Source organism: Commensalibacter papalotli (ex Servin-Garciduenas et al. 2014) (assembly GCF_000527695.1).
Classification (GTDB): Bacteria; Pseudomonadota; Alphaproteobacteria; order Acetobacterales; family Acetobacteraceae; genus Commensalibacter; species Commensalibacter papalotli.
The window spans coordinates 400,488-414,754 of sequence record NZ_ATSX01000001.1; the positions used below are offsets into that span (position 1 = coordinate 400,488).

Below are 14,267 nucleotides of genomic sequence, written 5' to 3' on the forward strand. Positions count from 1 at the left end.
GTCAAAATACTTTACGAACAATTACTTGAGATAAAAACGCTAAAAAAGTATTTTGATATAATGATCTAAAAGGGGATCATAAAATGAAGCTTCTAATCAGAAAAATTCTTTTTACGTTAGTTTTAACCTTAGTGCCGTTTTCAGTATATGCACAACCTACAGATAAATTATACAGTTATAAGCAGTTTGGTGATCAATATGTGGTTAGCCTTAAAAATCACGTTGAAATATCTAAGGCTCTTACTGAATTTTGTAATGATCAACATATCAGGGCCGGTACAATCACTGGTATTGGCGCAGTCAAAGAAGCAACTTTGCGGTTTTTTAACCCAGTAACCAAAGTTTATAAAGATAAGGTTTTTGCTGAACAACTGGAAATTAGTAATTTAACGGGAAATATTGCTCAAAAAGATGGCAAATTATATCTTCATTTACATATAACTCTTGGGCGTGCAGATTATTCAGCTTTGGCAGGGCATTTACTGACAGCTGTTATTAATGGAGCAGGTGAATTTGTCGTTACTAAGTATAATGGAACACTTCCCAGATATTATGATCAAAATATTGGTTTAAATTTTTATCAGTTTAAATAAGATCCAATTGCTCGGTATATTTTTCTTGTTGCATTTGCACAGCATGTTCCAAATCAATAGATATAATTTGACTTACACCGCGTTCTTGCATAGTAACCCCGTATAGACGGTTCATGTGGCTCATCGTTAATTGATGATGGGTTACCACTAAAAAACGGGTGCCAGATTGTTCAGTCATATCAGTTATCAATGCACAAAAACGTTCTACATTTGGATCGTCCAAAGGGGCATCGACTTCATCCAAAATACATATAGGCACAGGATTACATCGACTAACGGCGAAAACCAAAGAAAGAGCTGTCAGTGCTTGTTCCCCACCAGATAGAAGGGAAAGGGTAGAAAGCTTTTTTCCAGGAGGTTGGGCATAAATCTCAAGCCCTGATTGTAAAGGATCTTCATGGGCCAGCAATTTTAAATAAGCACTTCCACCATTGAACATGCGGGTAAATAAATCTTGGAAATGTTGATTGACCTCGGTAAAAATGGCGCTGAGTTTTTCTTTGCCTTGTTGGTTCAGTTTTTGAATAGATTCTCTTAGTTGTTGTATGGCTAATGACAGCTCAGTATATTCTTTTTCGATCACGCTAAGTTGTTCTTGTTTTTCTTCACGCTCAATTTCTGCCCGTAAATTGACAGCTCCCAAAGCATTGCGTTCGGCAGTGTGTTCGCTAATTGTCGATTTAAGCTTTCTTTCAGAAGCATCACTAATATCTAAATCAGATTGCTGTCTTGCATATTCTTGAATAGCGGGTTCAATATTCGTTTTTAATTGTTCAAAAAGGGCTTCTGCTTGTTCTTGTTTAGCTTGAGCTTTAAGTAGATTTTCTCGAGCTTTAGTAGCATTTTGCTCAGTTTGTTGTAGTTGCTTTTGTGCTTGGATTCTATTTTGTTCAAGCTGTAATAATTGTTGTTGTGCTTGTTGATAAAGCTGATTAGCTTGTTCTTCAAGCTCTTTTAAAATGGTTTCTTTTTGTATAAGTTGCGGCAGTTGCTCATTAAGATCATTAAAATCTGATTGTAACAGTGTGATTTTGGCCAGAGTTCGCTTTTCTTCGTCTTGGGCTTGAAGCAAACGTTCTTGCCAATCTTTGGATTGCTCTTCCAGAGAAGCTTTTTGCTTTATCAGATTTTCTTTTTCACTCAGTAATAAATGATAAGCAAGACGTTCTTGCTCTTCTTGTTCTTTATTAGCTCTATAGATTTCTTGAAAACTGTGCAACTTGCTTTGAGTATGCTCTAATTCTGGACGTGTGGCGTACAATGTTTCGGCTTCATTTATATCTTTTTGCGTTGCATCAAGATGTTTTTTTGCTTCATCACAACGAGGTTTAAGGATTTCGATACGGCTATTTTGCTGAATATAAGTATCTTTGATTTTTTGATATTTAATTTTTGCTTCAGAAAAAGCCTCTTCAGCACGTTCTAGAGATTTTTGCAATTCAGTAAGTTGTTGTTCAAGAGCGTGTACATTTTGTTGCGCAGCTTCTTTGGCAGCCAAAGCCTGTTCAGGTTTTTCTTGCTGATTATGTTGAGTTTGATCCTGTAATAGATTTTTTTGTTTTTGTTCAATCTCTATTTTTAATTGCGACAATTTGTCTTGGGTCGTCTCAATACGTAAATGATTTTGTTGATCTTCATTGAGGCGCTTTTGTTGGAGGTCCTTAAGTTCAGAGAGTTGAATCTCTAAATTTTGTGAGTTTTGCTGAGCTTGGTTTAAGGCCTCTTTGGCATGTTGGACATCATCTTGGCATGATTTTACGATAATGGGATCTGGTTTAGGAAGTAATGCTTTTTGTTGAGCGACATCTAAGTTAGTTTGCTTATCTATAAAATCTTGTTGTGCTTGCAGATAAGCAGGTTCTAATGCTTCAAACTGTGTTTGTGCTGCTTGATCGCGATTTTTAAGATTCAAAAATTCTTGTTGTATTTTTTGAAAGGATTGCTCTGAGGTTTTATAGTCCGCCTGTTTTTCTGTTAATTGCCTTTTAAGAGTTTGTTGTTGAGTTATAGCCTCTTGATATTGTGTTTGTAGCGCGGGGTATTGTTGCTCTAGTTCAGCAAGTAATTCTTGTGTTTGTTTGAGGGTTTCTCTTTGTAACAAGCGTTGTGCTGCTTTATTTTGAACCCCTGCTTTTTGATGATAACCATCCCAACGCCAAACATCGCCTTGTTGGGTAATCAGGCTTTGTCCAAAGGTAAGGTTTTGAAAAAAAGTTTCGCCTTCTTCAACTGTTTCGACTACGCCTATATGATCAAATGCACGCTGCAAAGCAGGAGAGGGCTTAATAATCTGTGATAATTTACGAACATGTTGTGGAAAAGACGAATTACTGGGCGACATAGCAACCCAGCCTGTTGGTGTTTCTGAGCTTAAGGGACTTTCCAACCGCTCATCAAAAAGAGCAGCAATCCCAACAATCCATTCAGTTGGAATAGTGATAGATTCTAATACAGCAGGTAAGGATGCGTTATTTTGAATGCCCTGATCATGAGATAAAGCCTGAGCTAAGCCATCTTGTTTTGCATGTAGTTTTTGTAGCTCGGCTTCATGTTGATAAAGTGCTTTTTGTGTAACCTCAGCAGTTTCTGTAATTTGTTGATGTTGTAAGCTTAAAGTTTCCACTGTTTTTTGTAGCGTTTTAACTTCGTTTTGTTGTTGCGTAAATTCAGTTTTTTTATTTTCTAAAAGCTTAGGATCGACCCGTATCGATTTGGCCTTTTCAATTTGTTCAGCAAGACGGTTGGTGTTTTTTTGTGCTTGTGCAAAAGCATGTTGCGCAGATGCTAGGTTATTCTGACGGTTTTCAAACGTTTGCGTTGCTTGTTGAAAGCGAGCTTGTGTTTCAAGAAGTTTTTGGATGGCATCTTGATGGGCTTGTGTTGCCGATTGAGCAGTTTCTTTTGTTTCAAATAATTTTTTTTGTAGAATGCTTAGCTCGCCTGTAAATTGCGTTCGTATATCCTCGGTTAAAGTTTGTTTTTCAAGACTAAGTAATTGGCTTTTTAAATTATTTTGATTGCTTATAAGCTGGTCTAGCGTTTGGGTTTCTTGTCGAATTTTTTGTGCTAATTGAGTATATGTATGCTCAGTCTGTTGAGCATGATGTAATGCATTGCTTGCTTGTAACTTGGCTTCATTGAGCTGTGTATTAATGTGTTGTTTTTGCGTTTGAAGCTCTTGAACTTGCTTTTGGGCTTGTTGCTCAATGTTGGCAAGGGATTGAATTGTAACTTCTTGAGGCAGTTGTTCTAGGCAAAGTTCATATTCATGACTTAATTTTTGATATTCTTGCTCGGCATGCTGATGAGCATGTTTAGCCTGATGGTATTGTTGTGTAATATTTTGATATTGTTGCTGTTGTTCGGCCAGGATTTTTTCTTGTTCTTGAATGTCGGTATTAATAGTGGCCAGTTGATTTTCAAAGACTGTAATTTTTTTCTGAGAATCTTGTATTTTAGCAGGGTGATCCAATAGAGTCTGTTCAGTGTTTTTTAAATTTTCATGAATCTGATTTAGATCAGATTGCGTTTTTTTAACGCGCGTTGCTGTGGACAAGTGTTGTTCTGTTGCTTCGGTAATGCGTTCTTGAAGCTGGCGTAACTGTTCAGAAATTTTATTTTCTTGTTCTTGAATGAGGCGTGTTTCGCGGCGTTGTCCATCCCATTTAGCGCGTATTTGGGTTTCTTGTTGACGTACTTGGGGCAGTTTTTCTTCTATTATATTAAGTTCAGCTTGTTGTTTTTTATAACTTAATTCAGAATCCGTCTGTATTGTTTGAGCTTGAATATGTTTTTGTTCAAATAAACGTAAGCTGCGAATGGCACGTTGGAAATAGAGAGATTGTAAAGCGGTTTCTGTGTCCCTCAGTTCCGCAGATAGTCGCCGATAAATAGTGGCTTGTGAAGATTGTTCGTTTAATGATTGTATTAATAAAATCAGTTGTTGTTGTAAATCATCTAGACGAGCGAGATTTTCTTCGGTTGCTTTTAACTTTAACTCTGCTTCGCGTCGTCTGCTGTAAAGTCCTGCAATACCCGCGGCCTCTTCTAGAACTTGACGACGTTCTTCAGGTGAGGCGGAAATAAGTTGGGCAATACGGTTTTGACTGATAATGGCTGAAGATCTTGGACCAGATCCTAGATCAGCAAAAAATGTTTGTACATCCCTGGCACGTTGGACTTTGCTATTAATTCTGTATTGACTGCCTGAGCCTCGTTCGAGTTGTCGTGAGATTTGCAGTTGATCTTGTTGTTGAAAAGGGGCGGGGCCTATGTTTTGCGCACCTTCTAGAGTAAGGGAGACTTCGGCAATATTTCGTGCGGCTCTGCGTGTAGTGCCTGCAAAAATGACATCATCCATTTCTCCACCACGTAATGATTTGGCAGAGCTCTCTCCCATTACCCAACGTATGGCCTCGACAATATTTGATTTGCCGCAGCCATTAGGGCCGATAATCCCTGTTAAACCTGGTAAAATCTCTAGAGTGATTGGATCAGAAAAACTTTTGAATCCAGCGATTTTTAGATGTGTAAAGCGGATGGTCATACAGGGATATAAAGACTATGATTAAGGGGTTGGTTGACGGCTTAAAGCACTTGTAACGTTTTTCCCAAAATCTTCAATAGTTAATTCACCAACAGATGCTTGGCCGTTAAAAATAAAGGTCGGGGTGCTGTCAATTTTATATTTATCTTCGGCTTGTTTAACCTCTGCCAAAATTGCATCACGTAGATTAGTATCATTAGTGACTTGATCAAATTGAGCTGGATTCATGCCAGCCAAAGTTGCATATTTTTGAAGTTCTTTGGCAGGATCTGCGCCCTCTTTGAAAGCCCATTGATCTAAATTATCTAATAAAGCAAAAACAAAAGGCTTGTATTGATCAACAGGTAAGCTGCGTGCCACAATAGCAGCCATAAGAGCGATTTTATCTAGAGGAAAATCTTTGAAAATATAATAGACTTTTCCAGTGTTAATATATTGTTTTTCAATTTCAGGAAAAACAGTTTGAGCAAAACGACCACAATGCGCACAGGTCAAAGAAAACCACTCTTGGACATGGACTTTGGCATTAGGATTACCCAAAGCGCGAGGGGCTATGAAATTAGGGGCGACTTCTGCAGCTTTGGCTTGTAAATTGGTTGCCAATAAAGAGACTGCAGGAATAGCAGTGCTAAGAAAAAAACGACGTGTAATAAGCATTGATTATTCCAAAAAACAATAAAATTAAGTATAAGTGAGTGGGATTAAGCTCTATTTTATCATAAAAGCCTTAAAGCATGATAAAATTTTTTAACTTTTGAAAATTAAAACATGAATGAAATCAAATTTATCGTCGTTGTTTTAGCCACCACGGAAAATAAAGAAAACGGCTCCGACAATACATAAACCAGCCCAAATATAATCAAGTTTAAAAGATTGATGCATAAAAAATATACTAAACGGGATAAAAACCATCAAAGTGATGGCTTCTTGCATAATTTTTAACTCTCCCAAAGAGAGTTTTGTATAGCCAATACGATTTGCTGGAACTTGGATCATATATTCCCCCAAAGCAATACACCAACTGATCAGTGCTGCAATATACCAGGGTTTATTTTCTAGTGTTTTTAAATGTCCATACCATGCATACGTCATGAAAAGATTAGAAAACACCAGCATTGTGGCAGTGGTTAACCAAACAGGCACTTGAATTTTCCTTTGTAAATAATTTTAAAAAGATATTTTTTTATAGGTCATTTAACCAAATTTATTATAAGTTAACATTTGATAAATTATTTTTGATGTATAAAATAAAATTATTCAAAATACTTAAGACACTTACTTATTTTATATTTTTTTTTAATATGATCCAATAATAAAATATTCGTGATATATTGTTTCATGATCATATTCTGTCATAGGAGATTTTAGATGATTATTCTTTGTGGGGATGTTTTAATCGATTTTATTCCTGATAAAACTACAGATGGAGCAGATTGTTATTGCCCAGCCCCGGGTGGATCATGTGCGAATATTGCCGTGGCAATTGGTCGTCTTGGTGGTCAAGTTGGTTTTATGGGAGGCGTTTCTAATGATTTCTTAGGCGAAAAGCTGATGAATTTCTTGGAAACGTCAAATGTTGATACAAAATATGTTGCACGTGGCCCTCAACAAACGACGCTTGCTTTTGTTGAACTGGGTCAAGAAGAGCCACAATATGCCTTTTATGATGAAAACACGGTTTCTCGCCTTTGGGTACGTTCACAATCTCCTGGATTTACAGATGATGTCAATTTGATTCATATTGGGTCTACCTCTTTAATTGAACCTCCGATTTCTGAAGCATGTGAACAAATGTTCAGAATAGAAAAAGGAAAACGGATTCTTTCTATAGATCCTAACTGTCGTCCTAGTAATACATTGCATCCAGCTGTATATCGTGCGCGAATGGCGCGTTTAATCGCTATGGCAGATATCATTAAGCTTTCCAAATCAGATTTGCAATTTTTGATGCCAGATACTTCTTTTGATGAAGCTGCTGAGATGTGGATTTCACAAGGTACATCTATTGTGATTATTACCCGTGGCAGCCAAGGGACTTTATGTTATTTACCAGGTCAAAAAGTAATTAATGTTAAACCAGATTATATAGACGATGTTGTAGACTCGATTGGCGCAGGTGATACATTTATGGCTGCAACATTGACTTATTTGCAAAAAGCGAATTTGTTATCGCTGGATACTATTAAAACAATTACACCAGAGAAAATTACCAAAGCTTTGGAATATGCATCTGTTGCTGCGGCAATGATTTGTCAACGTCGTGGTGCTAATCCTCCTTGGGAAAAAGAGGTTGAAGCGCGGATTGCTTCTAAAAATTAAGGTTCTCAGAGTAAAGGTAAGGGATAAACATTTCCTTACCTTTTTTAACCGTTTTCCTTATTAGCATTTTGATCTGTCGTTTGTGTAGACCCAGGAAATACCCACTCATTAGGGATATGCATTCTAAGGCGACGGATATGTCTTGGATCAGCGTCTAATACCCTAAAGACCAAACCACAAGAGTGTGTTAAGACTTCGCCTTTCGTAGGAACGTGCTCTGCCAATCGAAAAACTAATCCACCAATTGTATCAATATCTGAATTATGTTCTTCTTCGGTTAAGAAAACACCAATATACTTTTCAAGGTCCTCAAGAGGCATTCTAGCATCAAGATCTAAGGTATTGCGATCGCGCTCCAATATCATTTCTACATCGGGATCGTCATGTTCATCCGCAATATCACCAACAATTGTTTCAACCAGATCTTCAATAGTAACCAGGCCATCAATACTGCCAAATTCATCAATTACTAATGCTAGATGAATACGATGCAAGCGCATTTGTAATAGTAAATCTAAGATAGGAATCTGGGGTGCTATAAAAAGAGGTTGCCTCAAGTGATTAGCGATATTAAATTCTTCTTGTTTACCTGTATAAGCGATTAAATCTTTGACATGAAGCATACCGATAATATTATCGAGCTCTGTATGATATACAGGCACACGCGAATGATTTTCATGTCGCATTACTTCCAAAGCTTTTTCAAACGAAATTGTATCATCGATGGCAAAGATATCGGCTCTTTGCACCATTACATCATCAGCAGTTTGTCCACGTAGGCGCAAGATATTAGAAATTAATAGTTTTTCTTGAGGGCTCAGTTCTTCTGCATTGGCATGTTGTGGAGATTGATCATGCGCATTTTCTTCATCAACTAAATTTACAATAGATTGGCGTAGATTCTGTTGTTTATTTTTATGAACCCAACGTGAAATAACTGATTTGAATCGAGCTTGTTTTTGTGGTTGTAAGGATTGTGCTTGATCTGAAAGGGGGTTGTTCTGTGTAGTAGGAGTAGGATTCATGGCTATATACTCCGTAGCGGATGAAGTTTCCAGGGATTAGGAATGTTTAGCTTTTGCAATAAAAGAGCCTCTCGCATTTCCATTTCTTTGGCTTCGTTAACATAAATATGATCATAGCCCCGTAAATGTAATAAACCGTGAATAATCAAATGTGCCAAATGATGCATAAAAGGTCTTTTATTTTGTCGAGCTTCATTTTGAATTGTTTGTAGCGCAAAAACAATATCACCCCCAACCATCCCCCCCGCAGGAAGTTCAAAGGTTAAGACATTGGTTGGTTTATTTTTACCTCTGAACTGTTCGTTTAATTTTTTTACTGAATGATCATTATCAAAACATAAATTGGTTTCTTCAGTAATAGGTAAGATCTGATGAATACGGTATAAAAGCGGCAATAGCTGAGGCATAAATCGACACCATTGTCGCTCTTGTATAATAAGCTTGTCTTTAAGTGTTTGCCTAGTCCGATAATTTTGCTGCATGAATTACGATTTATGAATAGTAGGTCGTTGTTGTGCATCCCGTTGGTCATAAGCTCTGACAATACGACTGACTAAAGGATGCCTTACGACATCTTGCGCCTGAAAACGCATAATTTCAATCCCAGAAATCCCTTCCAAGGTTTCTACAGCATCTTTTAATCCAGATTTTACATTCGAAGGAAGATCGATTTGACTTATATCCCCGGTAATAACCATTCTGGACCCAGGTCCTAAACGTGTTAAAAACATTTTCATTTGTGCGGTGGTGGTATTTTGTGCTTCGTCTAAAATAACATAAGCATGTTCAAGTGTACGTCCACGCATAAAAGCCAATGGGGCAACTTCAATTTCACCATTAGTGAGGCGTTTGATAACTTGATCACCAGGCATCATGGCATGTAGAGCATCATATAAAGGGCGAAGATAAGGATCTATTTTCTCTTTCATATCACCAGGTAAAAAACCTAAACGTTCACCAGCCTCAACCGCAGGGCGTGAAAGTATAATACGATCGACTTGACCAGAGAGTAACATGGAAACTGCTTGAGCAACGGCTAGGAAAGTCTTTCCAGTTCCAGCAGGACCAATTCCGAAAACCATCTCATGTTTGAATAGTAGCTTTAAATACTCTGCCTGCCCAGCTGTACGTGCAGAAATTGTGCCTCGGCGCGTGGTAATGCTTGGGGCATTGCTGATTGCAGAATCATTTTGTTCTGTAACTTGTTCAGGAGTATAAGTGTGATTGGCTAGAAGTCCATCTTGGGTCATTCGAATAATTGTATTCACAATGCTTGAGTTAATGTCTTTTTGATGAAATATATGACGATAGAGATTGGTTAAAACAGCTTTGGCCAGTTCAACTTGTTGTAAGCCCCCTTCGACAACTACATAATTCCCTCGGCATCCCAGTTTAATTTGTAATTCTTTTTCGATTTGCACCAAATAACGATCATGGTCGCCAATTAAATGAGCTAGTAGCAAATTATCATCAAATTGCAACGTTGCTTTGGTCGTTGATTCGTTCATTTGCTCTTCTGAGATTACAAGAGGGATATTATATTTTTGTTCGCTCAAAGGGGGATGCTTTCTTTAACAAGGTTACCAGATAAAGAGAAAGTTAAACATTCATTGACTTCTACTAAATGTTCTTGACCAATAAGACTTTCATCGCCTTGAACATGTACTGCTTGAAGGTACGGGGATTTTCCAGCTATTTGACCCTCTTTACGTCCTTTATTGGTGAATAATATCGGAATTGTACGCCCAACAGTATCTTGATTAAATTTCGTTTGCTGATCTTTAAGAACCGTTTGTAATTCTTGCAAACGGGCGTCTTTTTCATTTTCGAGAACTTGGTTGGTGGAAACAGCTGCAGAGGTGCCTGGGCGAGGGGAGTATTTAAATGAGTAAGCCATCGCAAACGTAATATCGTTAACCAGCTTCATAGTTGCTTTGAAATCATCAATACTTTCCCCAGGATGGCCGATAATGAAATCTGAAGATAAAGCAATATCGGGTCTGGCTTTTTTGATCTTATCAACAAGTTCATAGTATTCTTTTGCTGTGTGTCCTCGATTCATGGCCTTTAATACACGATCAGATCCAGATTGAACGGGCAAATGTAAAAACGGCATTAAAGCAGGCAGGTCACGATGTGCAGCAATTAACGAATCACTCATATCGTTAGGATGAGATGTTGTATAACGAATACGTTTCAACCCTGGGATGGTTGATAATTTTTCTGCCAGTTTAACCAGATCCCAAATATTTCCATCAGGGCCTTGCCCATGATAAGCATTTACATTTTGTCCCAGTAAAGAGATTTCTTTGACACCCAGTTCGCATAGACGTGTTGCCTCATCTATAATAGCTTGAACTGGCCTGCTTTCTTCGGCACCTCTTGTATATGGAACGACACAGAAAGAGCAGAATTTATCACATCCCTCTTGAATAGTTAAAAAAGCTGTATGTCCTTGTGCTTCTTCTGGAGCAGGGAGGAAATCAAATTTACTTTCAACAGGAAAATCTGTTTCAATGACATTCCCAGATTTGCGTGCTATGTCCAAGATCATTTTAGGAAGGCGGTGATAAGTTTGTGGCCCAAAAACAATATCGACATAAGGAGCACGTTTTAAAATAATCTCGCCTTCTGCTTGAGCAACGCAGCCTGCCACAGCGATAATAGTTTCTTGGCCTTGCTCTTCGCGATATTCTTTGATTTGTCTAAGACGCCCTAACTCTGAAAAAACCTTTTCCGTCGCTTTGTCGCGAATATGGCAAGTATTCAAAATTAAAATATCTGCTTTTTCAGATTTATCAGTGACTTTATAGCCCAGTGGGCGCAGTAAATCGACCATGCGATTACTGTCATACACATTCATCTGGCATCCCCATGTAATTACATGCAAAAACCGTTCTGTTGCTTGTGTAGAGTGTGTCATATTTGAAAAACTGGTGTCAACCATTCGCTAAGCAGCCTATTATATAAAAAAAAGATAGCTATAAGGCTTTTTTTAAAGAAAAAATGAGCCAAGCTATCTTTTTATAAAAATTAGAGGGTTGATACAAGTATTTTATATATGTTTGACCTTTAATTCCGCAGAAAAAATATCCCCTTCAAAGCGAATGGCACCTTGTAAGCTTTTGGAAAGTGTCTCAAAATGATTCCTGAAACGTAGAGCTAAATCTTCGGCTTGTTTATGATAGGCTTTTGGATCCGTCCAACAATGCATGGGATTTAAAAGCTCTGTTGGTATTCCATCTACTTTGGTTGGAATTTGCAATCCAAAATGTTCTTCAGTTTCAAATGGAACTTTGCTCAAAGAGTGATTTAATGCCATGTTTAATAATTGGCGAGTATGAGGTAATGAGAAACGTTTACCAATGCCATAAGCACCACCACTCCAACCAGTATTCAGTAACCAACACTGAATCTTTGGATTTTCTTCAAGGCGTTTCATCAGTAATGCACCATAAACATCTGCTGGCCTAGGGAGGAATGGCGCGCCAAAACAAGGGCTAAATGTTGCTTTGGGTTCCTTGCTAAGACCGCTTTCAGTGCCAGCAATACGAGCCGTATATCCCATTAAAAAATGGAAAATTGCTTGTGCATTGGTGAGTTTCGAAATGGGGGGTAATACTCCAAACGCATCCGCTGTCAACATAACGATATTGAGTGGTTGGCCACCTTTACCTGTTTCAGAGGCATTCGGAATGAAATTTACAGGATAACAAGAGCGCGTATTTTCAGTCAAAGAGTTATTATCGAAATCGGGAGAGGCATCAGAATTCAAAATAACATTTTCAAGCACAGAGCCAAAACGCAAAGAAGCATCCCAAATTTCAGGTTCTGTTTTCTTATTGAGATTGATGACTTTGGCATAACATCCACCTTCAATGTTAAACACACCAGTTTTAGACCATCCATGCTCGTCATCACCAATCAAAATACGCTCTGGGTCAGAGGATAATGTTGTTTTTCCGGTGCCAGAAAGGCCGAAAAATATGGCAACGTCACCGCTTTTGCTGATATTAGCAGAACAATGCATGGATAAAATATCTTCTGCTGGAAGTTGCCAGTTCATTGTAGAGAAAATAGATTTTTTAATTTCACCAGCATATTGCGTACCACAAATAACTATTAATCGTTCTTTAAAGGAGGTGGTAATAGCCGTCGGTCCATGTGTGCCACAGCGGTCGGCATTTAAAAACAGATGAGGCGCATGTAAAATAGTATAAGGTTGTCTGCTATTTTGTTTAACTTCTTCTTTTTCTTCTTCTGTTAAATCTTCGGGTCTGACAAACATATTTCTGGCAAAAAGCGCATGCCAAGCATTGGTTGTGATTAATCGGATTGGTGTGCAATGATTCATATCTCGGCCAGCATATAGATCTTGTATATATAATGCTTGCCCTTGAAGGTAACCACCAACCTCCGATAAAAGTTGTGTAAAATGAGCTGGGGAAAGTTTGTGATTAATATCGCCCCATTGAATTTGATCGCTGATCCCAGCCTCATCGACAACAAATTTGTCGCCTGCTGCACGTCCAGTGTAATATCCTGTTTTTACGACAAAGGCACCATCTTTGGATAAAATGCCTTCTTTATTACGAATTGCATGTTCAATCAGTTCAGCGCGAGACAGATTTATGTATAGAGTAGGTGCTTTTACTATTCCAGTTCCTTGTAGAAAGCTGGCAATAGCATCGTCTACTTGTTCATGATCACCGTGAGTATAAGAAAGGCTAAGTGATGCTCCTGTCACATAAGGTTTTATAACATTATGTGGTAAGGAAGAAGAATATGTCATAATTTTCAGAACCCTGATTTTTTAAAGTATAGGTTCATCATATTAAATAGTGAAAATTTCTAAAAAGGCTATTCACAAAAACGCTAGTTTATATCAATAGTCATTAAATTATTCAGAAAATTGAATATCACCTTGATAAAGAAGTAATATTAAAAATATTTATATGGTTTTTTTAATGTCTTCCTCTGACTTTCCTTGTCGTAAGCACGCAGTACCTTTTGCAATGATATCCCACGCTTTTTGTGAGAGTTGCTTTCTATTTTTAAAATCTTCGGGGTAAAGGGGATCATGATAAATAATTGAAGCTCTCATATCAGACCATTTACAAAAATCCCATAAATGTGGTGTCAGTTCCATATCACCATACCAAGAGTAGATCGGGCGGCGCAAACGATTAACAGGTAACATCCCTAAACGATCATAAACAACAGAAATAGGTTGAATAATAGGAATAGGATAAGTGACATTTTTGCTGATAGGTTTTGCTAGAACGAAAAAAGATGATAAAAATGGTGCTAGGTGAGAACCTTCTGTTGAGGTGCCCTCTGGAAAAAGAATTAGGTTACCACCTTCCTCTAGTCGTTTTTCCATAGTTTGTTGTTCTTTAATGGTTGATTGACGTTGTCTGCTGACAAATAAGACACGTCCCAAGCGGCATAAGGTGCTTATAACAGGCCAAGATCCAATCTCTTCCTTAGCAACAAAAGCCCCCGGTAGTAATCCTCCAAGAACAGGAATGTCTAACCATGATGTATGATTAACAATATAAATTATTGGTCGTTTTGGCGTGCCTGATTGATTATTTTGATTTTCAAGTTTACCAAAAATACGGAGATCAAGCCCGAGTATTCGACAAACATTTCTCCAATAAAACCGAGCAAAATTGATTTTTGTCTTTCCTGATAGTTTTATAAAAAAGCTTTGAAATGGCATACAAATTACGGTCCATCCCAAAATAATGATAATTTTTCTGGTTGCTCTTATTTTTTGAT

11 protein-coding genes are annotated in these 14,267 nt (G+C 37.8%); 2 read left to right on the forward strand and 9 right to left on the reverse strand.

Features of this window, described 5'->3' with window-relative positions; genetic code table 11:
* Window positions 1-83 precede the first annotated feature (83 nt).
* A complete protein-coding gene (locus COMX_RS01800; protein WP_034336353.1) occupies window positions 84-593 on the forward strand; it encodes a PPC domain-containing DNA-binding protein in 510 nt (169 codons plus the stop codon).
* Here COMX_RS01800 and COMX_RS01805 read toward each other — a convergent pair.
* From COMX_RS01805 to COMX_RS01815, 3 genes are all read right to left on the reverse strand, one after another.
* Window positions 586-5,139, reverse strand: a complete 4,554-nt coding sequence (locus COMX_RS01805; RefSeq protein ID WP_034336356.1) for an AAA family ATPase — start codon at window positions 5,137-5,139, stop codon at window positions 586-588. The genes COMX_RS01800 and COMX_RS01805 overlap by 8 nt on opposite strands.
* Before the next feature lie 21 nt (window positions 5,140-5,160).
* Window positions 5,161-5,796 (reverse strand): thioredoxin domain-containing protein, encoded by a 636-nt coding sequence (locus COMX_RS01810; protein ID WP_034336359.1) that lies wholly within the window; start codon window positions 5,794-5,796, stop codon window positions 5,161-5,163.
* A gap of 141 nt (window positions 5,797-5,937) precedes the next feature.
* Window positions 5,938-6,282, reverse strand: a complete 345-nt coding sequence (locus COMX_RS01815) for a DMT family protein (protein ID WP_034336362.1) — start codon at window positions 6,280-6,282, stop codon at window positions 5,938-5,940.
* 225 nt (window positions 6,283-6,507) lie between these two features.
* Between COMX_RS01815 and COMX_RS01820 the strand changes: the two genes are divergently transcribed.
* The gene (locus tag COMX_RS01820; protein ID WP_034336365.1) at window positions 6,508-7,458 is read left to right on the forward strand and encodes a carbohydrate kinase family protein; all 951 of its coding nucleotides are present in this window, start codon (window positions 6,508-6,510) and stop codon (window positions 7,456-7,458) included.
* 44 nt (window positions 7,459-7,502) lie between these two features.
* Here COMX_RS01820 and COMX_RS01825 read toward each other — a convergent pair whose 3' ends face one another.
* From COMX_RS01825 to COMX_RS01850, 6 genes are all read right to left on the reverse strand, one after another.
* Complete coding sequence (locus tag COMX_RS01825) at window positions 7,503-8,483, reverse strand: hemolysin family protein (RefSeq protein ID WP_034336367.1); 981 nt, start codon at window positions 8,481-8,483, stop codon at window positions 7,503-7,505.
* Between the two features lie 2 nt (window positions 8,484-8,485).
* A complete protein-coding gene (ybeY, locus tag COMX_RS01830; RefSeq protein ID WP_034336369.1) occupies window positions 8,486-8,965 on the reverse strand; it encodes an rRNA maturation RNase YbeY in 480 nt (159 codons plus the stop codon).
* A 3-nt stretch (window positions 8,966-8,968) separates the two neighbouring features.
* Complete coding sequence (locus tag COMX_RS01835) at window positions 8,969-9,991, reverse strand: PhoH family protein (RefSeq protein ID WP_034338694.1); 1,023 nt, start codon at window positions 9,989-9,991, stop codon at window positions 8,969-8,971.
* Window positions 9,992-10,035: 44 nt separating this feature from the next.
* Entirely contained in the window at window positions 10,036-11,430 is a 1,395-nt protein-coding gene (miaB, locus tag COMX_RS01840; RefSeq protein ID WP_152534141.1) for a tRNA (N6-isopentenyl adenosine(37)-C2)-methylthiotransferase MiaB, read from the reverse strand.
* Between the two features lie 108 nt (window positions 11,431-11,538).
* On the reverse strand, window positions 11,539-13,275 hold the full coding sequence (gene pckA, locus COMX_RS01845) for a phosphoenolpyruvate carboxykinase (ATP) (protein ID WP_051461782.1): 1,737 nt from the start codon (window positions 13,273-13,275) through the stop codon (window positions 11,539-11,541).
* A 159-nt stretch (window positions 13,276-13,434) separates the two neighbouring features.
* Window positions 13,435-14,208 carry a lysophospholipid acyltransferase family protein gene (locus COMX_RS01850; RefSeq protein ID WP_161631836.1) on the reverse strand — a complete coding sequence of 258 codons (774 nt, stop codon included), beginning with the start codon at window positions 14,206-14,208 and terminating at the stop codon, window positions 13,435-13,437.
* Window positions 14,209-14,267: the final 59 nt, after the last annotated feature.

What these genes read in the sequence shown, in the direction of transcription:
- COMX_RS01800 (WP_034336353.1), top strand. Translation starts at nt 84, where the DNA reads ATGAAGCTTCTAATCAGAAAAATTCTTTTTACGTTAGTTTTAACCTTA.
- COMX_RS01805 (WP_034336356.1), bottom strand. Translation starts at nt 5,139, where the DNA reads ATGACCATCCGCTTTACACATCTAAAAATCGCTGGATTCAAAAGTTTT.
- COMX_RS01810 (WP_034336359.1), bottom strand. Translation starts at nt 5,796, where the DNA reads ATGCTTATTACACGTCGTTTTTTTCTTAGCACTGCTATTCCTGCAGTC.
- COMX_RS01820 (WP_034336365.1), top strand. Translation starts at nt 6,508, where the DNA reads ATGATTATTCTTTGTGGGGATGTTTTAATCGATTTTATTCCTGATAAA.
- COMX_RS01825 (WP_034336367.1), bottom strand. Translation starts at nt 8,483, where the DNA reads ATGAATCCTACTCCTACTACACAGAACAACCCCCTTTCAGATCAAGCA.
- ybeY (WP_034336369.1), bottom strand. Translation starts at nt 8,965, where the DNA reads ATGCAGCAAAATTATCGGACTAGGCAAACACTTAAAGACAAGCTTATT.
- COMX_RS01835 (WP_034338694.1), bottom strand. Translation starts at nt 9,991, where the DNA reads ATGAACGAATCAACGACCAAAGCAACGTTGCAATTTGATGATAATTTG.
- miaB (WP_152534141.1), bottom strand. Translation starts at nt 11,430, where the DNA reads ATGGTTGACACCAGTTTTTCAAATATGACACACTCTACACAAGCAACA.
- pckA (WP_051461782.1), bottom strand. Translation starts at nt 13,275, where the DNA reads ATGACATATTCTTCTTCCTTACCACATAATGTTATAAAACCTTATGTG.
- COMX_RS01850 (WP_161631836.1), bottom strand. Translation starts at nt 14,208, where the DNA reads ATGCCATTTCAAAGCTTTTTTATAAAACTATCAGGAAAGACAAAAATC.